24 protein-coding genes are annotated in these 25345 nt (G+C 70.6%); 13 read left to right on the forward strand and 11 right to left on the reverse strand.

Going from position 1 to position 25345, the window contains the following annotated elements:
- The first annotated feature begins 8 nt into the window (after positions 1–8).
- Positions 9–1559: a dihydrolipoamide acetyltransferase family protein gene (locus AC1DYG_RS15585; RefSeq protein WP_477640782.1), complete on the forward strand. Its 1551-nt coding sequence runs from the start codon at positions 9–11 to the stop codon at positions 1557–1559.
- Here AC1DYG_RS15585 and AC1DYG_RS15590 read toward each other — a convergent pair.
- From AC1DYG_RS15590 to AC1DYG_RS15620, 7 genes are all read right to left on the reverse strand, one after another.
- Entirely contained in the window at positions 1501–2256 is a 756-nt protein-coding gene (locus AC1DYG_RS15590) for an ABC transporter permease (RefSeq protein WP_477640783.1), read from the reverse strand. The genes AC1DYG_RS15585 and AC1DYG_RS15590 overlap by 59 nt on opposite strands.
- Before the next feature lie 21 nt (positions 2257–2277).
- Positions 2278–3192, reverse strand: coding sequence for an ABC transporter ATP-binding protein (locus AC1DYG_RS15595; protein ID WP_477640784.1), 915 nt, complete (start codon positions 3190–3192; stop codon positions 2278–2280).
- A gap of 29 nt (positions 3193–3221) precedes the next feature.
- Positions 3222–4118 carry an ABC transporter permease gene (locus AC1DYG_RS15600; protein ID WP_477640785.1) on the reverse strand — a complete coding sequence of 299 codons (897 nt, stop codon included), beginning with the start codon at positions 4116–4118 and terminating at the stop codon, positions 3222–3224.
- Positions 4111–5046 carry an ABC transporter ATP-binding protein gene (locus AC1DYG_RS15605; RefSeq protein ID WP_477640786.1) on the reverse strand — a complete coding sequence of 312 codons (936 nt, stop codon included), beginning with the start codon at positions 5044–5046 and terminating at the stop codon, positions 4111–4113. Before AC1DYG_RS15605 ends, AC1DYG_RS15600 begins: the two co-directional genes overlap by 8 nt.
- A gap of 104 nt (positions 5047–5150) precedes the next feature.
- Complete coding sequence (locus AC1DYG_RS15610; RefSeq protein WP_477640787.1) at positions 5151–6902, reverse strand: MDR family MFS transporter; 1752 nt, start codon at positions 6900–6902, stop codon at positions 5151–5153.
- 1 nt (position 6903) lies between these two features.
- On the reverse strand, positions 6904–7422 hold the full coding sequence (locus tag AC1DYG_RS15615; protein ID WP_477640788.1) for a MarR family winged helix-turn-helix transcriptional regulator: 519 nt from the start codon (positions 7420–7422) through the stop codon (positions 6904–6906).
- A gap of 102 nt (positions 7423–7524) precedes the next feature.
- Positions 7525–8379, reverse strand: a complete 855-nt coding sequence (locus AC1DYG_RS15620) for a maleylpyruvate isomerase family mycothiol-dependent enzyme (RefSeq protein WP_477640789.1) — start codon at positions 8377–8379, stop codon at positions 7525–7527.
- A gap of 26 nt (positions 8380–8405) precedes the next feature.
- Between AC1DYG_RS15620 and AC1DYG_RS15625 the strand changes: the two genes are divergently transcribed.
- The 3 genes from AC1DYG_RS15625 to AC1DYG_RS15635 are packed head-to-tail and all read left to right on the forward strand — an operon-like array spanning position 8406 to position 13200.
- Positions 8406–10481, forward strand: a complete 2076-nt coding sequence (locus AC1DYG_RS15625; protein WP_477640790.1) for a bifunctional copper resistance protein CopD/cytochrome c oxidase assembly protein — start codon at positions 8406–8408, stop codon at positions 10479–10481.
- Between the two features lie 2 nt (positions 10482–10483).
- Positions 10484–11311 carry a carbon-nitrogen family hydrolase gene (locus AC1DYG_RS15630; protein WP_477640791.1) on the forward strand — a complete coding sequence of 276 codons (828 nt, stop codon included), beginning with the start codon at positions 10484–10486 and terminating at the stop codon, positions 11309–11311.
- An 11-nt stretch (positions 11312–11322) separates the two neighbouring features.
- Complete coding sequence (locus tag AC1DYG_RS15635) at positions 11323–13200, forward strand: NHL domain-containing thioredoxin family protein (RefSeq protein ID WP_477640792.1); 1878 nt, start codon at positions 11323–11325, stop codon at positions 13198–13200.
- An 86-nt stretch (positions 13201–13286) separates the two neighbouring features.
- Here the strand turns inward: AC1DYG_RS15635 and AC1DYG_RS15640 are convergent, their stop codons facing one another.
- The gene (locus AC1DYG_RS15640) at positions 13287–14609 is read right to left on the reverse strand and encodes an HNH endonuclease signature motif containing protein (RefSeq protein WP_477640793.1); all 1323 of its coding nucleotides are present in this window, start codon (positions 14607–14609) and stop codon (positions 13287–13289) included.
- 245 nt (positions 14610–14854) lie between these two features.
- On the opposite strand from AC1DYG_RS15640, the gene AC1DYG_RS15645 reads away from it, so the two are divergent.
- Positions 14855–15112, forward strand: coding sequence for a DUF6458 family protein (locus AC1DYG_RS15645; RefSeq protein WP_477640794.1), 258 nt, complete (start codon positions 14855–14857; stop codon positions 15110–15112).
- Between the two features lie 250 nt (positions 15113–15362).
- Positions 15363–16160: a CHAP domain-containing protein gene (locus tag AC1DYG_RS15650; RefSeq protein ID WP_477640795.1), complete on the forward strand. Its 798-nt coding sequence runs from the start codon at positions 15363–15365 to the stop codon at positions 16158–16160.
- A gap of 187 nt (positions 16161–16347) precedes the next feature.
- Here AC1DYG_RS15650 and AC1DYG_RS15655 read toward each other — a convergent pair whose 3' ends face one another.
- The gene (locus tag AC1DYG_RS15655; protein WP_477640796.1) at positions 16348–18225 is read right to left on the reverse strand and encodes an acyl-CoA dehydrogenase; all 1878 of its coding nucleotides are present in this window, start codon (positions 18223–18225) and stop codon (positions 16348–16350) included.
- 204 nt (positions 18226–18429) lie between these two features.
- Between AC1DYG_RS15655 and AC1DYG_RS15660 the strand changes: the two genes are divergently transcribed.
- The 4 genes from AC1DYG_RS15660 (at position 18430) to AC1DYG_RS15675 (ending at position 20951) form a co-directional block, all read left to right on the forward strand.
- Positions 18430–19014 (forward strand): DUF6584 family protein, encoded by a 585-nt coding sequence (locus AC1DYG_RS15660; RefSeq protein WP_477640797.1) that lies wholly within the window; start codon positions 18430–18432, stop codon positions 19012–19014.
- Positions 19014–19718, forward strand: a complete 705-nt coding sequence (locus AC1DYG_RS15665) for a nucleoside/nucleotide kinase family protein (RefSeq protein WP_477640798.1) — start codon at positions 19014–19016, stop codon at positions 19716–19718. Before AC1DYG_RS15660 ends, AC1DYG_RS15665 begins: the two co-directional genes overlap by 1 nt.
- Positions 19719–19766: 48 nt before the next feature.
- Complete coding sequence (locus AC1DYG_RS15670; RefSeq protein WP_477617286.1) at positions 19767–19958, forward strand: hypothetical protein; 192 nt, start codon at positions 19767–19769, stop codon at positions 19956–19958.
- A gap of 87 nt (positions 19959–20045) precedes the next feature.
- Complete coding sequence (locus tag AC1DYG_RS15675) at positions 20046–20951, forward strand: aminoglycoside phosphotransferase family protein (RefSeq protein ID WP_477640799.1); 906 nt, start codon at positions 20046–20048, stop codon at positions 20949–20951.
- Positions 20952–20966: 15 nt separating this feature from the next.
- On the opposite strand, the gene AC1DYG_RS15680 is transcribed toward AC1DYG_RS15675, so the two are convergent.
- On the reverse strand, positions 20967–21812 hold the full coding sequence (locus tag AC1DYG_RS15680; protein ID WP_477640800.1) for a DUF3626 domain-containing protein: 846 nt from the start codon (positions 21810–21812) through the stop codon (positions 20967–20969).
- Positions 21813–21839: 27 nt separating this feature from the next.
- Positions 21840–23264 (reverse strand): aminotransferase-like domain-containing protein, encoded by a 1425-nt coding sequence (locus tag AC1DYG_RS15685; RefSeq protein WP_477640801.1) that lies wholly within the window; start codon positions 23262–23264, stop codon positions 21840–21842.
- On the opposite strand from AC1DYG_RS15685, the gene AC1DYG_RS15690 reads away from it, so the two are divergent.
- From AC1DYG_RS15690 to AC1DYG_RS15700, 3 genes are read left to right on the forward strand one after another with little or no spacing between them, the layout of a single operon-like run.
- Complete coding sequence (locus tag AC1DYG_RS15690) at positions 23263–24192, forward strand: DMT family transporter (RefSeq protein WP_477640802.1); 930 nt, start codon at positions 23263–23265, stop codon at positions 24190–24192. The genes AC1DYG_RS15685 and AC1DYG_RS15690 overlap by 2 nt on opposite strands.
- Before the next feature lie 5 nt (positions 24193–24197).
- Positions 24198–24821: an FMN-binding negative transcriptional regulator gene (locus tag AC1DYG_RS15695; RefSeq protein WP_477640803.1), complete on the forward strand. Its 624-nt coding sequence runs from the start codon at positions 24198–24200 to the stop codon at positions 24819–24821.
- 16 nt (positions 24822–24837) lie between these two features.
- Entirely contained in the window at positions 24838–25329 is a 492-nt protein-coding gene (locus tag AC1DYG_RS15700) for an SRPBCC family protein (RefSeq protein ID WP_477640804.1), read from the forward strand.
- Positions 25330–25345: the final 16 nt, after the last annotated feature.

Here is a 25345-nt window from a genome sequence, read left to right on the forward strand (position 1 = left end):
GAAAACGCATGGCAGTCAAAGAGTTCAAGCTTCCAGACCCCGGTGAGGGCCTGACCGAGGCCGAGATCGTCACCTGGAACGTCAAGGTCGGCGACACGGTCAAGGTCAACGACATCATCGTCGAGATCGAGACCGCCAAGTCGCTCGTCGAGCTGCCGGTTCCGTTCGCCGGCACCGTGACGGCGCTGCACGTCTCCGAGGGCGACACGGTCGAGGTCGGCACGCCGATCATCTCCGTCGACACTGCGGGTGGACCGGCGCAGGGCCAGGGCGCCGCTCCTGTCCAGGAGGCCCCCGCGGCCGGCGCCGTCGAGCCCGGCATCGAGGGCTCGCCTGCTCCGAAGATGGCGGCCGCCGCGGCTGACGCCTCCGACGACGAGGAGATCGAAGAGGGCAAGATCGGCGGCACCACGTCGACCGGTCGCACCGCCGTCCTCGTCGGCTACGGCGTCAAGCAGACCGAGGCCAAGCGTCGTCCCCGCAAGTCGCAGTCAGCTGATCCCCCCTTTATCGGGTCACCCGATAAAGGGGCGCCTGACTCGACAACCGTTTCGGGGTCAAGCGCACCCTTGTCGGGTCAAGCGAGCGCGCCTGCCGCCCGGGAGGGTGGCGCCCGCGCCCTGGCCAAGCCGCCGGTCCGCAAGTACGCCAAGGACCTCGGCATCGACCTCGCCGCGGTCGCGGGCTCCGGTGAGGGCGGCATCATCAGTCGCGCCGACATCGACGCCCACGCGACGGGCCAGTCCTCCAGCGCGGGCAACGCTGCCATCGGCGTCTCCCCGGTCGCGCCGGCGGGTGCCGGCCAGCCGGCATACGTGGCTCCGGTCTTCACCCGCGGAGGCGAGCGCGAGACGCGCATCCCCATCAAGGGTGTCCGCAAGATGACCGCGCAGGCCATGGTCGGCAGCGCGTTCACGGCACCGCACGTCACCGAGTGGGTGACGATCGACGCGACGGCCACCATGGAGCTCGTCGACCGGTTGAAGAAGGACCGCGAGTTCAAGGACGTCAAGGTCACGCCGCTGCTGGTGCTGGCCAAGGCGATGACCGTCGCGATCCGTCGCCACCCGGAGATCAACGCGACGTGGGACGAGGCCGCCCAGGAGATCGTGGTCAAGAACTACGTCAACCTCGGCATCGCCGCCGCCACCCCGCGTGGCCTGATGGTTCCCAACATCAAGGACGCCGACCAGATGTCGATGCGCCAGCTGGCCGAGGCCATCGGCGCGCTGACGGCGACCGCGCGTGAGGGCCGCACCCAGCCCGCCGAGATGTCCGGCGGCACCATCACGATCACCAACGTCGGGGTCTTCGGCGTCGACACCGGCACCCCGATCATCAACCCGGGCGAGTCGGCGATCATGGCCTTCGGTGCGATCCGTCGCCAGCCGTGGGTCGTCACGGCCGCCGACGGCACCGAGACGATCGAGCCGCGCTGGGTCACCCAGCTGGCCCTGTCGTTCGACCACCGCCTCGTGGACGGCGAGCTCGGCAGCAAGTTCATCGCCGATGTCGGGGCCATCCTGGCCGACCCGGCCCGAGGCCTCGTCTGGGGCTGAGTCCAGCGCACACGTCGAAGGCCCGCACCGATGACGGTGCCGCGAGGCTGACGAGTGTGGCCGCGACCAGCGCGTAGGCCAGTCCCGTGCCGGAGCCGGACACCTGTGGGCTGATCTCCTCGGCGACACCGCGACCCCACGGCCCGATGGAGACCCACTTGATCCCGCCGAGGAGCGAGCCGAGCAGCCCTTCCCACAGGAGGGCGAAGAGCAGCCCGATCACCACGGCGTGCCGCGTGAAGGCGGCCAGCGCGAGGAACAACGCGGTGTATGCCGTGCCCGCCACCACACCGGCGGTGCCCCAGGCGACCGCCTGCCGCATGTCCGAGCCGTCCAGGACCAGGCCCGCGACCAGCAGCGGCAGCGCACCCAGCGCGATCGTGGCAGCCCACGCCACCGCGAACTTGCTGAGGGCGATGACGTGTCGGCTCACCGGCTTGGAGATCAGGTAGACGATCGACCCGTCGTCGACCTCGGGGCCGAGTACCGCGGTGGCGGCGAGGAGTGCGACGAGGGGCAGGGCGAGCGTGAAGCCCAGGGTGAGCACGGCGTCGTACCCGACGGCGTCGTCGGTCAGCGCCGCGACGATCACGGCGAGGGCGACGAGCACTGCGGGGATGAGGACCAGGACCAGGCCGCGGCGACGGCCGAGGAGGGCCTGGCGGGACAGGCGCAGGATCGTGGGGTTGAGAGGCAAGCGGTTTCGGGTCCGCACAGCTCAGCCCCCCACCAGGTAGGCGAAGACGCTCTCGAGCGACTCGTCGGTCGGGGTCAGCTCGAGGATCCGGATGCCGTGCTGCCGGGCCACCTGGGGCAACCGGACCGCGAAGGCGCCGAAGTCGGACACGGACACGTCCACCCCACCCTTCGGGCGCAGCGACACCGCGACCACCGAGGGTTCGGAGATCAGGGCGCTGGCCAGTCCACGGTCGTCGTCGCCCACGACGACGTACTGCACCGGGCGGTCCGTCATCAGCCTGCGGATCTGGCCGAAGTCACCCGACGCCGCGTGCCGGCCGGACACGACGACCTCGATCTGCCGGGCCACCTGCTCGACCTCCTCGAGGATGTGCGAGCTGAAGAGCACGGTGCGACCCTCGGCCCCCATCCGCCGGAGCAGGGTCATCAGGTGCAACCGCTGGCGGGGGTCGACGCCGTTGAAGGGCTCGTCCAGCAGCAGCACCGCCGGGTCGTGCACCAGCGCGGACGCGAGCTTCACGCGCTGCCGCATGCCCTTGGAGTAGGTGCCGATGCGGCGGGCGGCGGGCTCGGTCATCTCGACCACGTCGAGGGCGCGTTCCGTCGCGGCGCCCGGGTCGGCGAGCCCGTGGAGCTCGGCGTTGGCCCGCACGAACTCGCGGCCGGTGAGGTAGCCGAAGCTCAGCTCGCGTTCCGGCACCAGGCCGATGGCGCGGTAGGCATCGGTGTGGCGCCAGATGGGCCTGCCGTCGAGGGTCACGGAACCGGCCGACGGGGCGAGGAAGCCGGACATCAGGGCGATGAGCGTGGTCTTGCCCGCGCCGTTCGGTCCGAGCAGCCCGGTCACCCCGGGCCGCACCGTCATCGAGATGCCGTTGACGGCCACGACGTTGCCGTACCACCGTGAGGCCTGGTCGACCGATATCTCACTCATGACAGATCTCACTCATGAACCAACCACCCTCATGCCGTCGCCACCCGCCGGTAGCGCCACACCAGGCCGCCGAGGCACGCGGCGGACAGGCCGACGAACACGACGACGTAGGCAGTCTGCATCGGCACGCCCGTGGGTGGGGTCGCGATCTCACCATCGGCCCACATCGCCATCAGCCCGCGATAGAGCGAGTAGGGCGAGAACAGACCGGCGACCTCTCCGACCCGTGGGTGGTTCTCCTCGCCGGCAATGCCCTGGATCGCCGTCACGATGCCGTTGCCGAGCAACAGCAGCGCGATCGTCGCGACCACGGCGAACCCGCGACGGGTCGACCACGACGCAATCAGCCCGGCCACGCCGGCCAGCGACAGCGCGAGCAGGACCGCCATCCCGGTGGCGACGGCGGCCTCGCGGGACTGGTCGGACACGTCGAGCTCACCCAGCAGCGCCACGGCATACAGGATGAGGATCGGGAGCAGGAGGAAGACGAGGGTCGCGCCGAGGAGGGCGGCCCAGCGGGCGATCGCGTAGGTGGCGGACGGCAGCGGGCGCGCCAGATAGAGCGAGATGGTGCCGTGTCGCAGGTCGCGCGAGAAGAGCACGGGTGCCTGGGAGGCGACGAAGATGCCCAGCAGCACCTGGGTCGTCGAGGCGTACTGGGCGTAGCCGATCGGCAGCTCCTTGAGGCCGACCAGCACCATCACCCCGCCGATGATGACGGCGGGCAGGACGTTGAGGCCGAGCAGGATGAACGGCAGCACCTTCGACCGGCCCGACCGGCCCAGCCCGAACGCGTTGCGGAAACCGGTGACCAGGAGCGCCCGGGCGATGGCCGCGGATCCGAGCCGTGGGCCGGTGTAGGGCCGGTAGCCGAGGTCGTGGATGACGCTGCGTCCCTCGGGGGTCGCGGACGTGGGATCACTCATCGGAGAACACATCTTCGATGCGGCGGTGGTCGACCTGCAGCCGCACCAGCCCGAGTCCGAGGTCGCTCGCGGTGTCACGGATCAGGTCGTGCACCTCGTGCCCGTCGAGTTGCCCAGCAGCGGCGTCGACGGTCAGGAGGGCGCCGCGCGGAGCGGTCGCCACCCCGACGGCGGCCAGCGCCTGGGCCATCCGTGCGGTCCCGTCCTCACCGAGCACCTCGACCAGCAGGACACCGGTCGCATCGAGGAACTCGTCGGTGCGCGAGGCCCGCAGGAGCCGGCCACCGTCGAGCACGACGACGTGGTCGCTCACCCGCTCGAGCTCGCCGAGCAGGTGCGAGGTGACGATGACCGCGATCCCGAAGTCGTGCCCGATCCGCTGGACCAGGCCGAGCATCTCCTCGCGCGCGGCGGGGTCGAGGCCGTTGGTCGGCTCGTCGAGCAGCACCAGTCGGGGGTCGTGGGCCAGTGCCTGGGCGAGCTTGGCCTTCTGCTTCATGCCGGTGGAGTAGCCGCCCATCGGCCGATAGCGCTCCTCGGCCAGTCCGACGTGGCGCAGCACCTCGGCCGCTCGCTCACGGGCCGCGACCTTGGGTAGCCCCGACATCATCGCCAGGTGCACGACGAAGTCGCTCGCGCTCACGTCTGGGGGCAGGCAGTCGTGCTCCGGGAGGTACCCCACGGCCGCGCGGATGGCCGGCCCCTGAGTCGCGATGTCGTGGCCGAGCACCTGCGCCCTCCCGCCGGTCGCGGGGACCAGACCGAGCAGGATCTTGAGCAGCGTCGACTTGCCGGCCCCGTTGGCGCCCACGAGTCCCGTGATCCCCGGACCGATCTCGAGGTCGAGCGAGTCCAGCGCGAGCACCGGACCGTAGTCCTTGGTGAGGCGCTCGGTGCGCACCACGGCCCCCACTCGTTCGGCTTCCACGCGAGCCACAGTAGCCGCGCGGGTCGGGTCGACCAGCGCGGCTACGTGGAGATTCAGGGGAGGTTCGGTGGAGATTCAGGGGAGGTTCAGGGAAGACCCCTACGTCAGTGACCGATCGCGGGCGGCGCTGCGGCAGCAGCGTCAGCGTCGGCCCTGTCGGCGTCGGCCCTGTCGGCGTCGGCCCTGTCGGCGTCGGCTCTGTCAGCGTCGGCCTTGTCGGCCGCGCCGCGCTCGGAGTAGGCAGACCCGCCCCGCAGCTCGACGTGCGGGAGCAACAGCATCACGAGGAAGCCGATCACCATCACCCCTGCGCCCACGAGGAAGACCAGGTCCATCGAGTCCGAGAAGCCCTGGAGGAACGGCTTGGCCAGCCGTGGGTCGAGGTGGGTGAGGAACGAGCTGTCCTTGAGCACGCTCCCGGCCGTCCCCCCGGCCTGTCCGGCCGCCGACTGCAGTCCCTTGGCGAACTCGGCGTTGGCCGGATCGGCCACGGCGGCCTGGAAGTCCTTGGTTCCCGATGCCGTGGTGAGCGCTGCCGAGATCTTGTCGGGCACCGTGGAGAACAGGATCGACAGGAACACGGCCGTGCCGAGCGTGCCGCCGATCTGGCGGGTGAAGGTCGCCGACGACGTGGCGACGCCGATCAGCCGCGGGGAGACGGCGTTCTGGACGGCGAGGGTGAGCGGCTGGAAGTTGAAGCCGAGCCCGAGCCCGAACGCGACCATCACGATGCCGGTCTGCCACAGCGGGGTGTCCGCCTTGATGAAGTGGAAGACGAACAGCGCGATCGCGAGCAGGGCCGAGCCGATGATCGGGAACCGGCGGTAGCGCCCGGTGCGGCTGATGATCTGGCCCGAGACGATCGAGCCGGCCATGATGCCGAGGGTCAGCGGGAGCAGCAGCAGACCGGCCTTGGTCGGCGACGCGCCCTTGACGATCTGCAGGTAGAGCGGCAGCGAGGCGAGGCCACCGAACATGGCCATGCCGATGAGCACCGAGGCACCGGATGCCACGGCCACGGTCCGCTCCTGGAACAGCGTGAGCGGCAGCAGGGCCTCGTCCTTCATGGCCCGCTCGACGAGCAGGAAGGCGATGACGCCGATGATCCCGACGACGTAGCAGGCGATCGACCGTCCGGAGCCCCAGCCCCAGTCGCGGCCCTGTTCGGCGACGAGCAGCAGGGGGACGAGCCCGAGGGTCAGCGTGGCCGCGCCCCACCAGTCGATCCGGTGGTCGAGGCGGGTGTGCTGCAGGTGCAGCGTGCGTGAGACCACGAAGAGCGCGGCGATGCCGATCGGCACGTTCACGAGGAAGACCCAGCGCCAGCCGTCGACACCGAGGATGCTGTCCTGACCGGCGAAGAACCCGCCGATGACCGGGCCGAGAACGCTCGAGGTGCCGAAGACGGCGAGGAAGTAGCCCTGGTACTTGGCCCGCTCCCGCGGGGGCACGATGTCGCCGATGATGGCGAGGGCGAGCGAGAAGAGACCACCCGCGCCGAGGCCCTGGACCGCGCGGTAGAACGCCAGCTGGAGCATCGACTGCGACAGGGTGCAGAGCACCGAGCCGACGACGAAGATCGTGATCGCGGCCGAGAAGAACTTCTTGCGACCGTAGATGTCGCTCAGCTTGCCGTAGAGCGGGGTGACGATCGTCGAGGTGATCAGGTAGGCGGTCGTCGCCCAGGCCTGCTCGTCGAGGCCCTTGAGGTCGTCGGCGATCGTGCGGATGGCGGTGGCCACGATGGTCTGGTCGAGGGCGGCGAGGAACATGCCCATCATCAGTCCGACCAGGATCGTGATGATCTGTCGGTGGGTCAGGGGCCCGTCGGGACGGGCGGGGGCGGCGGCTGCCATGTCAGTTCTCCGTGGAACGAGTAGGGGTGGAGGCGGGCGTGGAAAGGACGGGGCGGCGGGTGGTCAGCTGCTCGCGGAAGCCCTCGAGGTCGGCGCCGAACCGTTCGAGGTGACCGGCGAAGTCGCTGGCCTCCTCGGCGGTCCAGTCGGCCATCAGCTCGCGGAACCACTCGGTCCGCTGCTGCTGGATGCCCGCGAGCAGGGCCTGGCCCTCGTCGCTGAGACGGACGACCTGGGCCCGTCCGTCGTCGGGGTCGCTGACCTTGTCGACGAGGCCATGGCCTTCGAGGGTGCTCACCTGCCGGCTCACGGTCGAGACGTCGGAGTGGACGCACTCGGCCAGCGCCGAGACCCGCCGCGGCTCGGCGGCGAGGTTGAACAGGATCGGGTAGGCGGTGGCGTCCACGGCGGGGTGGATGCGCGGCGCGTGCTGGCGCAGGGCCTGCAGGAGCTTCATCAGCCGGATCAGGCCGACGCTGACGCGCTCAGCCGTCTGCCGGTCGAGGTGGTGCGTGGACATGGGGGACCTCAGAGCTGGGAGGGTGCACAGACAGTTGCTTGCGACATACAAGTATCACGACATGGTTGTGTGATGCAAGCAACGACCCAGCAGCAAAGATTCTCAGGGAACGAGGACGAGGTTCTCCAGCACCCGGCGGGCGACGTCCTCGTCGCCCTGCACGGTGAAGTGGATGTCCTCGAGCCCGCCGCGACCGGCGGCCCGGCGGGTGAGGGCGTCCGTCGAGAGCGTGATCGTCGTGAAGACGTCGTCGGGGTCCCCGTCGTGGGCGATGCCCGAGAACAGGGGTATGCCGCGCGGCTTGCCGTCGTCGCTGGCCTCCACCCACACGCCGGCCCGGCCGGCCACCGGTCCGGTGCTGTCGATGATGACGACGTTGCCGGGCTCGATACCGGCGGTGCGGGCCACGAGCTTGGGCAGCGAGGCGAAGAGGAGCTCCATGAACACGGTGGCGCCACCGGAGTCGAGGTTGCCGGGCCGGCGCAAGGCCTGCCGGATGTCCTGCTCGTGGGTCCAGATGTCGAGGATCCGGGTGCGGAGGTTCTCACCCGCGGGTGCCGGCCCCCAGGCTCCGCGCACGATGGTCTCGAGGGTCATGTCGGGGGCGCTGAACTGCTCCACGCGTTGCGCCGCAATGGTTTCCAGCTCATTGACGACCTTGGCGCCCAGCATCGAGCGCCGCAGTTCGACCGACCGTTCGATGAACTTGCCGGCTTCATGGCGCACGTGGTCGTAGTCGGGCAGGTCGACGCGCGGCACGTCTCCGGTGTGCAGCCACGACTCCAGACCGACGACGTGCGAGATCTGATCCTTGACCGTCCAGCCGGGGCAGGCCGTCGGGAGGTCGAAGTCCGCATCCGAGCAGGACCGGCCCAAGTCGATGACGGCTTGCGTCGTCTGTTGGTAGGCCGTGACGAGTCCGGCCAGGTCTTCGGGTGCTGCCGGGTGCAAGGACATGACTCCACCATACTTAGGCTGTCGCCATGACTTCTCCCGTCGCCAGGACCGTGACGGCCCCACCGGCCCCACCGGCCTCAATGGGGCGCCTTCCGCTCCTGGCGCTCGCGGTCGCGGCCCTCGTGGCGCTGCCTCTGGCGGCCGTGATCGGCGAGGCCGCCACGGCCCCGGTCGTCGCAGATCCCGGCGTCGTCGTCCGGTGGGGAGTCCTCTACGCCCGGGTGGTCCACGACCTCGCCGCCGCGGTGACGGTCGGGCTGCTCCTGCACGCGGCATACCTCGTGCCGGAGACGACGCGCACGAACCGCCGGCTGACCGCCACCAGGCTCGCTGGTATCGCCGCCGGGCTGTGGGCGCTCGCCGGCGCCGCCGGCGCCGTGCTCGGCATGGCCGACCTGATCGGGATCCCCCTCTCCGACCCGTCGTTCGGGCAGCAGTTCACGACGTTCGCCTGGCGGATCGAGCCGATCAGGGTCACCCTCATCACGGCAGTCGTCGCTGCGCTCGTCTCGGTCGTCGCCCTCGTGGTGACCAGCCGAGCCGCGATGGCCTGGCTCTCGGTGATCTCCGTGGTCGGGCTGCTGCCCCTCGCGCTCGCCGGTCACGCGGCCGGGGCGACCGACCACAGCACCGCCGTCAACGCGCTCGCAGTCCACCTCGTCGCGGTGACCGTCTGGGTCGGCGGCCTGCTCGCGCTCGCGCTGCTGCGGCCGCTCCTGGGTGGCGACCTCGCCCCGACGGCGGCGCGCTTCTCGACGCTGGCGGGCTGGTGCTTCGCGGCGGTGGCGCTCTCGGGCCTGCAGAGTGCGCTGATCCGGGTGGGGTCGTGGAGCGACCTCGGCACCCGTTACGGCGTGCTGCTCATCGTCAAGACCGTGGCCCTCTTCCTGCTCGGGTATGCCGGGTGGCGCCACCGACGCTCGCTGCTGGCGGGCCTCGAGCGCGGCACGTCCACGGCCTTCGTCCGTCTCGTGGGTGCCGAGCTCGTCGTCATGGGGGTGGCGCTGGGGACGGCCGTCGCCTTGTCGCGCAGTGCTCCGCCGGTGCCGGACGTGCCTGTGGCAGACGCCTCACGGACCTTCGCGCTCACCGGCTATCCCGACCCCGGGCCGCTCTCCGGGTCCTCGTGGCTGACGACCTGGACGACCGACTGGCTCTGGCTCGGCCTCGCCGTGCTGGCCGTCGGCGCCTACATCGCCGGCGTCCTGCGACTGCGCCGCCGGGGCGACGCCTGGCCCGTGCACCGCACGATCGTCTGGGTGCTGGGCTGGGCGGTGTTCGCCTACGCGACCTCGGGTGCCCCCGGCGTCTACGGTCGCGTGCTGTTCTCCATGCACATGGTCATGCACATGGTCATCGCGATGCTCGTGCCGCTGCTGCTCGTGCCCGCGGCGCCGATCCTGCTCGCCCTGCGCGCCCTGCCGGCCCGCGCCGACAAGACCTGGGGGCCCCGCGAGGTCGTCCTCCAGGTGGTGCAGTCTCGACTGCTCAAGGTGGTCGCCAACCCGGTCGTGGCAGCGGCGCTGTTCTTCTTCAGCCTCGCGATCTTCTACTATTCGCCGCTGTTCGAGCTGGCCCTGCGCACCCACACCGGCCACGTGCTGATGGTGGTGCACTTCCTGCTCACCGGTTACCTGTTCACCTGGGTGCTCATCGGCATCGACCCCGGCCCGAAGAAGTGGCCGCCGATCATGCTGCTCGTCGTGCTCTTCGCGACGATGTCGTTCCACGCGTTCTTCGGCGTCGTCATGACGGGCAGCACGACGGTGCTGGCCCCCGACTTCTTCGAAGCGCTCAAGCTGCCGTGGATGACCGACGTGCTCGGCAACCAGCGCGAGGCCGGCGCGATCGCCTGGGGCATCGGCGAGGCGCCGACCGTCATCCTCACCCTGCTCGTCGCGATGGCCTGGGTCCGCACCGACCGGGCCGAGACCAAGCGCAAGGACCGCCAGGCCGACCGCGACGGGGATGCGGAGCTGGCGGCCTACAACGCACACTTGCAGGAACTCAAGCAGCGTGAGGCGAAGCGAACGCAGCGCGAGTCGCCGCAACGACGAGTGCAGAGCGACGAACCAAGCGGCGACGAGCCAGGGAAGGACTGACCATGCGGGTTGCGGTGCTGCAGATCGGGTACGGCGACGACGAACCCATGTCGGAGCGCATCACGCGCGTCACGGACCTCGTGCGCGCCCAGGCCGGGCACGACCTCGTGGTCCTGCCCGAGCTCTGGGCGCCGGGCGGGTTCTCCTACCGCGAATGGGATGCGCGCGCCCAGCCGGTCGACGGTCCGATCGGTGCCGCGATGTCCGCCGCCGCCCGGGACGCAGGGGTCATGCTCCACGCCGGGTCCATCGTCGAACGCCCCGCGTCGGGCGAGGTGGGCTCGGACGGCCACGGACTCTGGAACACCTCGCTGGTGTACGCCGTGGACGGCCGCCTCGTCGCGGCATACCGCAAGATCCACCGCTTTGGCTTCGGCTCGGGCGAGCCCAAGCTCATGGACGCCGGTGAAGAGATCGTCCTCGTCGACCTGCCGGGCGAGGTCTCGCTGTCCAAGGACGCTCACGCTGCCCACCGCGCCGGGCTCTCGACGTGTTACGACCTGAGGTTCCCTGAGCTCTATCGCCGCCAGCTCGACGCGGGCGCCACCGTCTTCGTCATCCCGGCCGCGTGGCCCGCGGCCCGCGTGCGGCACTGGACCCTGCTGGCTCACGCACGCGCCATCGAGAACCAGTGCGTCGTCATCGCCTGCAACACCGCCGGCACCCACGCGGGCACCGCGATGGGCGGCCACTCGCAGGTCATCTCGGCGACCGGCGAAGCGCTCGCCATGGCAGGCAGCGGCGAGGAGGTGCTCAGCGTCGAGGTCGACCTCGATGCGGTGACCACCTGGCGCGAGCAGTTCCCCGTCCTGCGGGACCGGCGGCTGTGAAGAGTGTTGCTGTGAAAAGAGGAGCCCGCCTGCGCGCGCCCGAGCTGGTCGGACGCGGGTGGCTGAACACCGGCGGCGAGCCGGTGACCTTGGCCGACCTGCGTGGTCGGATCGTGGTCCTCGACTTCTGGACGTTCTGCTGCGTCAACTGCCTGCACGTCCTCGACGAGCTGCGTCCGTTGGAGGCGAAGTACGCGGATTCCCTTGTCCTCATCGGGGTTCACTCCCCGAAGTTCGAGCACGAGGCCGACCCCGACGCCCTCGCCGCGGCGGTCGAGCGGTACGCCGTGCACCACCCTGTCCTCGACGATCCGGAGCTCGTGACCTGGCAGGCCTACACCGCCCGCGCGTGGCCGACCCTGGTCGTCATCGACCCCGAGGGCTACCTCGTCGCCTCGATGTCCGGCGAGGGCCACGGCCACGGCTTGTCCGTCCTGATCGAGGAGCTGATCGCCGAGCACAGTGCCAAAGGCACCCTGCGCCAAGGCAGTTCGCCGTACACCCCGCCAGCACCTGCCGAGACGGCGCTGCGGTTCCCGGGCAAGGCGGCTGCCCTGCCGGACGGCTCGTTCCTCGTGTCCGACACGGCGCACCACGAGCTCGTGTGGCTCGAGTCCGACCTGGCGACCGAGCGCCGACGTTTCGGTGGAACGAGTGGCACCGAGCTGAACGAACCGCAGGGGCTGGTCGTGCTTCCGGCGGACACAGCGGAGCGGGTCGGGTACGACGTGGTCGTCGCGGACTCGGTCAACCACAGGATCCTGGGCCTGCGGCTCGCCGACGGCGCGTGGACGGTGCTGGCCGGGACGGGTCGACAGCTGCGCGAACGGTCCGGCAGCGGCCCGGCCCTCAAGCAGGACCTGTCGACGCCGTGGGACCTGGCCTGGTTCATCGGCAGGGTCGTGATCGCCATGGCCGGGACCCATCAGCTGTGGGCGTTGCACCTGGCCACCGACCCGGCCGACAACACGGTCGCCGTCCTGGGCGGCACGTCCGCGGAAGGCATCCGCGACGGCGCGGCCGACGAGGCGTGGTTCGCCCAGCCGTCCGGGCTCGCAGTGTCGGAAGACGGCTCCCGTCTGTGGGTCGCCGACTCCGAGACCTCGGCGTTGCGATCCCTCGACGTCACCGACGAGGGGTTCATCGTCACCACCCACGTGGGTCAGGGCCTGTTCGACTTCGGCCACCGCGATGGCCCGGCCGGCGAAGCCCTGCTCCAGCACCCCCTCGGCGTGACCACCCTGCCCGACGGCTCGGTGGCCATCAGCGACACCTACAACGGAGCGATCCGCCGGTTCGATTCGGCAACCCGCGAGGTCAGCACCCTGGCGACCGGCCTTCGCGAGCCCTCCGATGCCGTCGTCGAGCTGAACGAGGTCGGCGACACCGAGTCCGGTGACCGCTCGAGCGTCGAGCCTCGAGCGCGCCTGGTCGTCGTCGAGTCGGCGGCCCACCAACTCGTGCGGATCGCCCTGCCCGACAAGGCCCAGCGCGTCGACGGCCTCGCGCACCAGACCCAGCGACCCCGCACCGAGGTCGCGCCAGGCCCCCTCACGCTGACGGTGAACTTCATCCCGCCGACCGGGCAGAAGCTCGACTTCCGGTGGGGCGACCCCACCCGGCTGATGGTCTCGGCGACTCCCGACGGCCTGCTGCGCGACGGTGCCGGCAGCTCCGAAGGCCTGACCCGCACGCTGACCCTCGACCCCGCGGCCGGCGACGGAGTGCTGCACGTCTCGGTCCAGGCCGCATCGTGTGACGGCGATCCCGAGACCGGTGAGGTGCCCGAACACGCGGCCTGCCACCTCTACCAACAGGACTGGGGGATCCCCGTCGTCCTCGTCGCAGGGGCCACCGCCGAACTGACCCTCGACCTGCGCGGCGTCTGATCTAGCAAGCTGCGGGCACGCCAAGACCCGGCCCGGGGCATGCCAAAGCCCCACGGGTGTGCCCGCCCAACGCGCCAACCCTCGCGTCAGGTCCGCAGGGCGAAGGTGACGCACTTCTTCCCCCGGTCGTCGGTGTCGATCCGGTGCGAGTAGCGCGGGTCGTGGATCCTGCGGTGGTGGTGTCCGCACACGGGGACTGCCAGGGCCAGATCGGTCCGGGCCCCACTCGCCCACGGATCCTCGTGATGAAGCTCGGACCAGGCGTAGGGCCGATCACAGCCTGTCGCCGCGCACGTGTCGTACGTCGTGGCGAGGGCGACCCGCTGGGCCTCGGTGAAGAACCGCTCCTGGCGACCGAGGTCCAGCGGCACGGACTGGCCACCCAGAACCGCCGGGACGATGCCGGCGTTGCAGGCCAGCCGTCGGGCCTCCCCGGCCGAGACGTCGTGGCCGGTGTCGAGGTGTGCGGCTCCGACCGCAGCCTTGAGCTGGTCGTGGTCGATGGTGACGACGACCGTGGCTGCGACCTTGCCGCTGAGCTTGTCGGTGGGCAGGTGCTCGAGCAGCTCGACGAATGCCGTGCCGTAGCGGTGCGCCCAGTCGCCGCCTGCCTGGAAGGCCTCCCAGGTGGCGGCCTGGACGTCCTCCGCCGTGGCGGCGCCGGCAGCCTTGGCCGCTTTGGCGGCCTGCTGGGCGAACCGACGGGGAGACGCGATCTGCTGCACGGTCTTGGCCAGGATCGACGCGGCGAGAGTCGGCAGGGTGAAATGGCCGGTCGTGGTGCCGTCGCCGTTGTGGTGCCAGGTCAGTCGTGCCTTGGCCAGCGCCGCGTCTTCCTCGGTGCGCAGCACCTGGTCCTCGTGGGCATCGACCTCGGCCTGAGAACGCTGCGCGACCGACAGGATCCTGCGGCCCTCCTTGCGGAGGGTGCCGGGGTCGACCAGCTTGGCTCGGCGCACCAGGTCTGCCTCGATCGTTGCCCGCTCCTGCGGGCTCAGGCCGCCGGGCAGCTGCGTCGTGGCTGTCGCGATCACCTGGGCGTGCTCGGTGGAGACGTCTCCGGCGGCCAGCGCCTCACGGGTGGCGGCAAGGCCGTTGTCGAGCGCCGTCGCGAGTCGCACGTCACGGGCCGCCTGCCCGCCCTCGCGGCGCGTGCTGACCGCCAACCACGCGGACGTGTCGGTGAGTCCGGAGTCGGACGCCACCTCGGACCGGTCCGCCTCGGCGACCAGCGAGAGCCGGACGGCCTGCAACCGGGTGATCACGCGGTCCACGTCGCCCAACGCTGCCGCCGCGGCAGCGCCGCCGCTCACATCGCCCGTGTCGACCCGGTCCAGCAGTTCGTCGATCTCGTGCAGCACTTCGACCGTCCCCAGTGGGACGGTGCGAAGGGTGGCGGCTGCTGACATGTAGGCAACTCTAGTCGAACATATGTTCGAACACAAGCGCAATCCACAGAATGATGGCCAGAAAGGTGGTCAGGTCACGTAGCCCTGCTGGCTCGCAGGCGTGGCGAGGCGGCGGGGCCCTTCGGCGCAGCGCCCGGAGGCGGTCCTGAGCGAGGATTACGCGGCGTTAGCGCAGGTCAGGGGCTCTTGGCCGGTAGAGTCGGGGCAACGGGTGACAAGTGCCCGCAATCCCCCCAGGAGTGAGCATGTACATCGGAGTCGGCATCTTCCTGATCGTCGTCGGCGCGATCCTGACCTTCGCGCTCAACGCGTCCACTGACGTGGTCAACCTCGGCATGATCGGCTGGATCTGCATGGCCGCAGGCGTGCTGGCCATCCTGCTGTCGCTGGTCGTCACCGGCCGCCGCGGCACCGGCGCCGGCTACTCGTCGCGCCGCGTGAGCCACACCGACCCGGCCACCGGCACCCAGGTCGACGAGGTCGAGGTGGACCCCCGCGCCTGACCAGCACCACCTGAACCACCCGATCCACGACAGGGCGGCACCGGACAGATCCGGTGCCGTTCTTTCGTGTCCGACTCAGTGTCGTGTCCCGTCCCCGGGGGAGTGCTCCCCTCCCAGCGGTCCGTGCGTGACCCCTGCGCCGGGGTAGTCCTCCCCATCGACGGCGATCGCCTTCGTTCCTAGCTTCGTTGTCAGCAGCCGGTCCCGCCACGGGGCAGGACGATCCGAACAACGATGCAGGAGAACGACAATGCGCACCCTCAAGCTCAGCCAGAAGCCGGTCCGGATGGCCCTCGCCGGCGCCCTCGGCCTGTCCGTCGTCGCGAGTGGCGCGGCGATCGCCGATGCCGCCACCGGCACGATCCGGACCAGCGCCGCCAGCCTGACGGTCCGTTCCGGCCCGGGCACGTCCTACAGCGCCGTGACCACCCTCCCGAAGGGCACCAGGGTCACGATCAGCTGCCAGACCTACGGGTCGACGGTCAGGGGCACCTACGGCACCTCGAACATCTGGGACAAGATCGGCACCGGCAAGTTCGTCTCGGACGCCTACGTCTACACCGGTCGGGACGGCTTCGTCGCCCCGAAGTGCGGTGGCACCACGACCCCGCCCACGACCCCGCCCACGACCCCGCCGTCCGGCGCCATCAAGGACGACTACCCCTACCGCGGCGCCGCCTCGGGCGTCGACCCGTGGAACTTCTACAAGGGCCAGTGCACGTCGTTCGCCGCCTGGCGCGTCCGTCACAACCTCGGGGTCTCCTTCTCCAACTCCTACCAGGGCCAGCACTGGGGCAACGCCGAGCACTGGGACGACGCCGCTCGCGCCGCCGGCATCCCCGTCTACAAGTCCCCGAGGGTCGGCGACATCGCGGTCCGCAGCAGCGGCACCTGGGGCCACGTCGCCTACGTCGCCAAGGTCAACAGCGACGGCAGCTTCATGGTGGAGGAGTACAACCACGTGCGTTCGGACACCTACAGCTACCGCCGCGCCACGAAGGGCACCGGCAGCGAGCAGTTCAGCGACTTCATCCGCTTCCCGCGTTGAGGTGACATCCGCTTCGCCGGCTGATCCGAACAAGTGAGGTGCGCTCGTCCCCGGAGGGGAGGGCGGGACCACACAGCCTGACGAACAAGAGCAGGTATGCCGAAGGGCTGGCTCCCAGGGGAAGCCAGCCCTTCGAGCGTGCCGGGAGCACCCGGCATACCTTGGGTGGGAAACGCGTGGGAACGCGTCAGAACGCGGACTCGGGGACGTCCATCAGCGCGTTGTCGGTCGCCTCGGCGATCGCGCGCTCGGCCGCGATCTTGGGCAGGACGTTGCGCGCGAAGAACGACGCGGCAGCGATCTTGCCCTCGTAGAAGTCGCGGTCCTTGGCCGAAAACCCTTCTCCTTCAAGGGCCTTCGCAGCCACGGCCGCCTGGCGCAGGAGCAGCCAGCCGATGACGAGGTCGCCGGCGGACAGCAGCAGGCGTGAGGTGTTCTGGCCGATCTTGTAGAGGTTGGACAGCTCGCCACCCTCCTGGCGCGGGTCGGACTTCATCAGCTCGCCGACCATGTAGCCGATGATGCCCTGGACGTCCTCGAGGCCCGTGCCGAGCAGCTCGCGCTCGGCGTCGAGACGTCCGCCGCTGGCGCCGAGGTCCTTGGCGAACTCCTGGATCTGCAGGGCCACGTGCGAGAGGGCCTGTGCCTTGTCCTTGATGATCTTGCGGAAGAAGAAGTCGAGGCCCTGGATCGCCGTGGTGCCTTCGTAGAGCGTGTCGATCTTGGCGTCGCGGATGTACTGCTCGATCGGGTACTCCTGCAGGAAGCCGGAGCCGCCCAGGGTCTGCAGCGACTCGGTGCCGAGCAGCACCCAGGCGCGCTCGGAGCCGACGCCCTTGACGATCGGGAGCAGGAGGTCGTTGACGCGGTTGGCGATCTCGGCAGGGGAGCCCTCGGCGAGCTTTTCGGAGCCGGACTCGAGGAACGCCTGGTGGACGATGTCCTGCTGGGTCGCGGTGTACATGACGAGCGCGCGGAGGCCCTCGGCATAGGCCTTCTGCGTCATCAGTGAGCGTCGCACGTCGGGGTGGTGCGTGATGGTCACGCGGGGCGCGGCCTTGTCGTTCATCTGGGTCAGGTCGGCGCCCTGGACGCGCTCCTTGGCGTAGTCCCGCGCGTTGAGGTAGGCCGTCGACAGGGTCGAGATCGCCTTGGTACCGACCAGCATTCGCGCGTGCTCGATGACGCGGAACATCTGGGCGATCCCGTCGTGGGCGTCGCCGAGCAGGGTGCCGATGGCCGGCTCCTTGTCGCCGAACGTGATCTCGCAGGTCGTCGAGACCTTGAGGCCCATCTTGTGCTCGAGGTTGGTGACGTTGGCGCCGTTGCGCTCGCCGAGCTCACCGGTCTCGAGGTCGATGTGGAACTTCGGGACGATGAACAGCGACAGCCCCTTGGTGCCCTCGCCGGCGCCCTCGGGGCGGGCCAGCACGAAGTGGATGACGTTGTCAGTCATGTCGGACTCGCCGGAGGTGATGAACCGCTTGACGCCGGTGACGTTCCAGGTGCCGTCGGCGTTCTCGCTGGCCTTGGTGCGGCCGGCGCCGACGTCGGAGCCGGCGTCGGGCTCGGTCAGCACCATGGTGCAGTGCCAGCCCTTGTCGACGATCCAGTGGGCGAGCTTCTTCTGCTCGTCGTTGCCCAGGATGTAGAGCAGGTTGGCGAACGAGTAGGACGCGGCGAACATCGCGATCGCCGGGTTGGCGCCGAGCACCATCTCGTTCATGGCCCACTTCAGGCTCGGCGGGGCGACGGTGCCGTCCAGCTCGCGCGGGACGTCGACGTTCCAGAAGCCGGAGTCGACGTAGGCCTGATAGCTCTTCTTGAACGACTCGGGCATCGTCACCGAGTAGGTCTTGGGGTCGTAGACCGGCGGGTTGCGGTCGGCGTCGGCGAACGACTCGGCCAGCTCGTTCTCGGCCAGTCGCGCGACCTCCTTCAGCATCTCCCTGGCGGTGTCTGCATCGACGTCGGCATAGGGGCCGGTGCCCAGGACGTCGCCGCGGCCGAAGACCTCGAAGAGGTTGAACTCCAGGTCGCGCAGGTTGCTCTTGTAGTGGCCCATGTCGGGGAACCTCCGAGTGATGACTTGTGGTCGAGCGGCCCTTACCGGCCGGTAACTTCCATGGTGCTACCGGTGGGTAACAATTGCAACCCCTCTGTGGGATTCCCCACCAAACGGATGACGTATGCCGCGTGCGCCCCATGACGCGGCGATGACGCGGATCGGAGGCGGCGCGCGGGGGAGGGCACGGCATACTCACGTGGTGTGACCGAGGAACCCCAGACGCAGCCTTCGAGCCAGCCGAGCAACGCGGTCCAGCGTGCTCGGGCCGACCTCGACGCCGGGCGGGAGTGGAAGGCGCGCGAGCGCCTCGTCGGTCACTTGGCCGGCGAGTTCGACGCCGAGGCGCTGGAGCTGCTGGGCGAGGTCAACTACGCGATGCGCGACCTCCCGGCGGCGGGGGCGGCCTGGTTCGGCACGGCCCGACGCGGCAAGGACGTGGACGAGGCGGTCGAGGCCTGGCGGGAACGGCACGGCGACCACTTCGCCCAGATGTGGAGCAGCCTGCCCCGGTCGGTGCGTGAGCGGGAGGGCAACAAGCGGGTCGACGCGCTGCGGCGACGCGCTGAGCAGGTCACGACGCCGACCGCCCCGAGTGGCGCGCCCCGGCCGCCGGGCGCCGGAGCGGCGGGCGCCGGAGCGGCGGACGAAGGGTCGGCCAACGGCTCGTCCTCCGGAGAGGGCGGTACGGATGCCGCCACGATCATCGCGGTGGCCCTGGCCGGACTGTTCGTCGTGTGTGCCGTCATCGGCCTCGTGACTCTCCTGGGCTGGCTGGTCCCGGGCTGATGGTTTCGGGGTTCGGGGCCGGTCCCGAGTCCCTCGCAGGGACCAGCGTCCGCGAGGCGCTCGTGGCCGAGGTGGCTGCCCGCGTGCCTGTTGCCGTCGGACCGGACTGTGTCCGGGTGGGGGTCGACGGCGTCGATGGCGCGGGGAAGACCACCTTTGCCGCCGAACTGTCGGCGGCACTTCGAGACCTGGGGCGTCCGGTCGTGGAGTTCTCGCTCGACGGATGGCACCGCGTGCGAGCGAGACGCCACGCCCGCGGCCCGCAGTCGCCAGAGGGTTTCTGGCTGGACTCGTACGACTACCCGCGCCTGCTGGAGGAGGCCCTGGGGCCGCTGGGTCCGGGAGGCTCGCGGCGCTTCCGGCCGGCCGGACACGACGTGCGCACCGACGAGGTGCTCCGACCGGACCTCGTCGAGGCTCCCGAGGGTGCTGTCGTGGTGGTCGACGGGCTCTTCCTGCATCGGGCCGAGCTGGCCGGCTGCTTCGACTTCACCGTGTTCGTCGACGTGCCGTTCGAGGTGTCGGCCGCGCGGATGGCGGTGCGCGACGGGTCGCCGTCCGACCCCGCGCATCCCGAGCTGCGGCGCTACGTCGAGGGGCAGCGGCTCTACTTCGCCGAGCGGTCTCCGTGGTCACGAGCCGACCTGGTCGTCGACAACACCGACCTGGCCGAGCCCGTCCTGGTGCGCACACGGCCCACCTGAACGGCGTGGGTCCACGCGGCTGTCGGTGCCTCCTGTCACTCTCGATGCATGGACAACACCTCGGATGTGCTGCTGTTGCATGCGGTCCAGGCCTGGTGTGACGAGTGCCAGGGCGAGCGGATCCTCGTGCCCGTGATCGACGACCTGCCCGGCGGCTTCTGCTGCACGGTCTGCGACACGGCGGTGTTCTCGGCACTCGACGACCTGCCGGCCGTCGCCGCCCTGCGCCGCTCCGCCTAGAAGCATCGCCGCGGTTCGCCCCAGCAGCCGGTCCCAGCAGGGATATCCGTTTGTGGCGGTCGCATCCTCTGACTGAGGATGGCGGGCATGCTCGCCCCACGACTGCACGCCGACCAGGTCGAGATCGACGAGTCGTTGGCGCGTTCGCTCGTCGCGGCTCAGTTGCCGCAGTGGGCCGACCTGCCGATCGTGCGCGTCCCGTCAGGTGGCACCGAGAACGTCGTCTTCCGCCTCGGCGACGACCTCGCCCTCCGTATGCCGATGACTCCCGGTGCCGTGGGCGGCCTCCTCAAGGAGGTGCGCTGGCTCCCCGTGGTCGCCCCGCACGTGTCGCTGCCCGTCCCGGAGGTCGTCGCCGTGGGCAAGCCCGGCGAGGACTATCCGTTCCCCTGGGCGGTGGTGCGCTGGCTCGACGGCCAGGACGCGCTGACTGCCGACTTCGCGTCGAAGGACCAGTTGGCTCGGGACCTCGGCGAGTTCGTCCGAGAACTGCAGTCGATCGACCTGGCGGGTGCGCCGGTGCCGGGGTCGGACGGGTTCGTGCGCGGGATGCCGATCGCCCAGCGCGACAAGCAGTTCCGAGACGCCCTCGCGGAGTGCGGCGGCCTGCTCGACGTCGATCGGGTCACGGCGGTCTGGGAGGACGCGCTCGCCGCACCCCACTGGGACGGCCCACCCGTGTGGCTGCACGCCGACCTCCTCCCCGGCAACCTCCTCGTCCGGGACGGCAGCCTGGCCGGAGTGCTCGACTTCGGGGCGATGGCCACCGGTGACCCGGCATACGACATCACGCCGGCCTGGCACGTCCTCGAGGGTGACGCCCGCGCCAGGTTCCTCGCGCTGACCGGGGCGGACGACGCGACGGTGCAGCGCGCGCGCGGGCTGGTCGTCTCCGGCGGCGTGATCGCGTTGCCCTACTACCTGCACACCAACCCGGCCATGGTCGCGACCGCGCGCCGCGGCATCCAGGCGGTGCTCGAGGAAGTCAGGTGAGCCGGTGGCCTTCGATCAGCCGGGCCCGCCGAAACGCGCGAGGTAGTGCCAGACCTTCTTGACGTCCTGAGGGTCCTGGCGACCGGTGGCGACCGCGGCGCCGATGACGGCCGGGTCGAGGTGGCCGTCGGCGGCGACCTGCGCTGCGACGTCGACGATGTGGGCGCCGCGGTACTCCGGGTTGGCGCGGACCGTCGCGAGGTCGAGCCGGAAGCCGCCGTGCCACTCGACCTCGCAGGGCAACGCCGCGGCGTCCGACTCGACCGAGGTGCCGCGGTAGACGGGGTCGAGGACGAGGGCCTCGACGTCGGTGGCGAGGTCGACGACCCCGTGGACGTGGGCCTCGACGTAGTTGTCGAGGTCTTCGGTCACCCCCGTCGTCCAGTCCTGGTCGGCGGCCGTCGTGAGGTCGAGGTGGGTGGCGGTGCCGAAGTGCTCGGGCTCGAACACCGAGTCGGGGTAGCAGAAGGTGGTGCGGGCGAGGGTGTGTGGAGCGAGCCGCAGGTGCGCCGACCCGAACCGTGGTGCCCCACCGACGGGGGAGTCGCGGTGGTTGAGGGCGCCGTACTTGGGGCGTTCCTGTGCCGGGGCGTCGTCGTACGCGCCGCCGAAGATGCGCTGCTCCCAGACCCAGCGCCTGCCGCCCGGGTGCGCCGTCAGCCCACCGTTGCCGGTGCCCGTCTCGAACTGGTTGCGGTAGCGCCCGTCGCGCGCCATGGACCGCAGGATCGGTATGCCGCGGTGCTGCCGGTCGGGGTGGAAGTTCAGCGTCACGCGCAGCGCCGGGTCGATCGGCGCACCGAGCGCCCGAGTCCGGACGTGGCTCACCGCGGCCTCGGCCCACGCAGACAGGTCACGCATGGCGCGACTCTTTCACCACGCGCTCCGTCAGCGGTGGACCTGGGCGCGGAGGGACTCGAGGGACTCGCCGAGGATCCGCGCAGCATCGGGGAAGGCGCTCGGATTGGGGCCGCTGAAGTTGAGGCGCAGGAACGGTCCGGCGGGCTCTGCCGGGAACCACTCGGTGCCCGGCGCGATGAGCAGCCCGGCGCGCTCGCAGCGGGTGACGAGCTCGGTGAGGTCCGTGCCGTCCGGGAGGCGGACCCACAGGTTGAGGCCACCCGTCGGCACCTGCTCGACATGGGCCTGCGGCACGTGCTCACGGAGGCTGTCGAGGAGGAGGTCGCGACGGGCTCGGAGCTGTTCACGGACGCTGCGCAGGTGGGTCTGCCACGCGGGCTGGGTCACGACGTCGAGTGCCGCCGCCTGGAGGAGGCCACTGACGTACATCGAATCGGCTCCGCGGTCGGCGAGGATGCGCTCGCGGGCCGGCCCGCGAGCGATGACGGCGGCGATGCGCAGCGCCGGGGACACGCTCTTGGTCAATGAGCGCAGGTAGATCACGTGGCCCGAATCGTCATGCGCAGCAACGGGTTTGGGCGTCGTGGTGATGCCGAAGTCATGGGCCCAGTCGTCCTCGACGAGGAACGCGCCGTGGTCGCGGACGACGCCGAGTACCTGTTCCGCGCGCTCGGTCGACCACTGCGCGCCGGTGGGATTCGCGTAGTTGGGCTGTGCGTAGAACACGCGGGCGCCGCTCTCCTCGAAGGCCCGCGCGAGCTCGTCGGGGTCGGGGCCGTCGGGTCCTGAGGGCACCGGGACGACGCGCACCCCGGCCTGGGCCGCGGCCGTGATGGCACCCCAGTAGGTCGGCGACTCCATGAGCACGGGCTGCCCGCCGGCCACGAGCGCGCGGAACACCGAGCTCAGCCCGCTCTGGCTCCCCGGCAGCACGATGACATCGCTCGCGGCCGGAGGCGTGACCCCGACCGGGCTTGCGGCACCGAGCTCGTGGGCGAACCACGACTGCAGGTCGGGGAGGCCGGCCGCCGGGGGTCGCGAAGTGGCCGTGTCGCCGCGCGCCGCCCTGGTCAGGGCTGCGCGCACGAGCCGCTCGGGCAGCAGCTCGCGCTCGGGGTAGCCGGAGTGCAGGGCGATGATGTCGTTCGGCGCGCTGCGCATGGCGGTGGAGACGGCCTGGCCGCGCGACTGGGGGGCGCGCAGCGCGGTCGTCTGCCAGCCGTAGTCCGAGGGTCGCGCCGTGCGGACCGCCCGCACGAAGGTCCCGACGCCGGGCCGGGTCTCGACGAGTCCCTGGGTGGTGAGCTCTCGCAAGGCCTTCTGCACGGTGACCGGGCTGGCGTGGTGCCGGTCGACCAGGGCTCGCGTCGACGGCAGGCGCGCACCGGGGGGAGCGCTCGCGATCCAGTCCCGGAGTTTCGCAGCGATCCGCGAACTGCTATCGTCATTCATGACGCAACATAGTAGCGCTACTCTGAAATCCCGCACGGCGGTACCCTCCACGCCGCTCGCCGGGTTGCTCTGGGGCCTGGTCGGAGTAGCAGCCTTCTCGTTCACCGTGCCGTTCACGCGCGTGGCGGTCGGGGGCCTGTCGCCGTTGTTCATCGGGTCGGGTCGTGCGGTGGTCGCGGCCGTGCTGGCCGGCGCCGCTCTTGCCCTGACCCGCCAACGTATGCCGCGTGGCCGCCAGTGGGCGCGGCTCGCCGTGGTCGGCGGCGGGGTGGTCGTCGGATTCCCGCTGCTGACGTCGTACGCGCTGACGACCGCACCCGCGAGTCATGGCGCCGTCGTCATCGCGCTGCTGCCGGCTGCGACCGCGACGATGGCCGTGCTCCGCGCTCACGAGCGTCCGCCGGTCGCCTTCTGGGTCATCGCGGTGGTGGGTGCGGTCGCGGCGATGGGTTTCGCGTCAGCCCAGTGGGGTGGCGTCGGGCAGCTGCGGTGGTCGGACCTGCTCCTCTTCGGCGCGGTGGTGGCTGCGGCGATCGGCTATGCCGAGGGCGGCCTGCTCGCACGCGAGCTCGGCGCGTGGCAGACGGTGTCGTGGGCGCTCGTGCTCTGCTCGCCGCTCATGGTGTTCCTGGCGGTGCTGTCCGCGTCCCAGCAACCACCGTCTGGGACCACGGCGCAGTGGGCCGCGTTCGCCTACCTCGGTGTGGTCAGCATGTTCCTCGGGTTCTTCGCCTGGTACCACGGCCTGGCGATCGGACCCATGGCCCAGGTGAGCCAGGTGCAGCTCGTCCAGCCGGTCCTGTCGATCGCCTGGGCGGGACTGCTGCTGGGGGAGGACCTGACCTGGACCACGATCGTCGGCGGTCTCGTCGTCGTCCTGTGCGCGGGTGCTGCCGTGCGCGTGCGGCTCGGCGGGGAGAGAGACTGACGGCCATGTACGTGCCCCACTTCAATGCCCTGGACGACGCCGAGGCCATCCGCCGGATGGTCGCGGAGATCGGCTCTGCGCAGCTGATCACTGTCGGCCCGGACGGCTACCCGCTGGCGACCCTGCTCCCCGTCGTCTGGCGCGGCGACACCGTCATCGCGCACCTGGCCCGCGCGAACCCGCACTGGACGTCCATCGGCGCCGACGAACCGGTCCTGCTGGTCGTGACCGGTCCGCAGGCCTACATCTCGCCGTCCTGGTACGCCAGCAAGGCCCAGCACGGCAGGGTCGTGCCCACCTGGAACTACTCGGTGGTCCAGCTCACCGGGAGGGCGACGGTGCACGACGACGCCGAGTGGGTCCGTGGAGCCGTGGACGAGCTCGTCGAGCGGCACGAGGGACATCGTGAGGCGCCGTGGCGCAGTGCCGATGCGCCCGAGCGATACCTCCAGGGCCAGCTGCGCGCGATCGTGGGTGTCGAGATCGCCGTCGAGCGGGTGGAGGCAAAGGCCAAGCTCAGCCAGAACCGTTCCGACGAGGACGGGGCCGGTGTGGTGGACGGCCTGCTGCGCGAGGACTCTCGCGAGGCCGAAGCAGTGGCGGCCCAGATGCGGGCGACGCGGACCTAGGCTGCCCGGACGCCGGATGCGTACCCTTGTGAGTGTCGGCGTCGTCGTCGGCGCGGAGGTGGATCGCGTGGGCGAGCTCGAGCACTCCGTCTGGATCAAGGCAACACCTGAGCAGGTGTGGCGCACCTACGTCGACCCCACCCGAATTCCGCAGTGGCAGACCGGGAAGCCGGTAATCGGGGACCTGCAGGGTGCCCACGGCCTGCCCGGCTCCACGTACGTCTCGAGACGGGGCCCGCTCTCCGCGCGCACGACGGTGCTGCGCGCCGACGCACCGCGCGAACTGGTCACGAGGACTGATGCCTACTTCGGCCTGCAGCTCGAGGTGACCTCGCGTCTCAGCGGGCGCTCTGGGGGCACGGACCTGCGGCTCCACGTTGCCACCCAGTGGCGCCGCCGACTCGGTCCGGTTGGCAAGGTCATTGAGCTGGCGATCCTGAGCCCCACAGAGGCGCGCAAGGAGCTAGCGAACCTGAAGTCGCTCGTCGAGCGGCAGGCCCCGGCCTGATCGCCACCGGCGGGGA

Source organism: Pedococcus sp. P1_H8, from assembly GCF_056405175.1.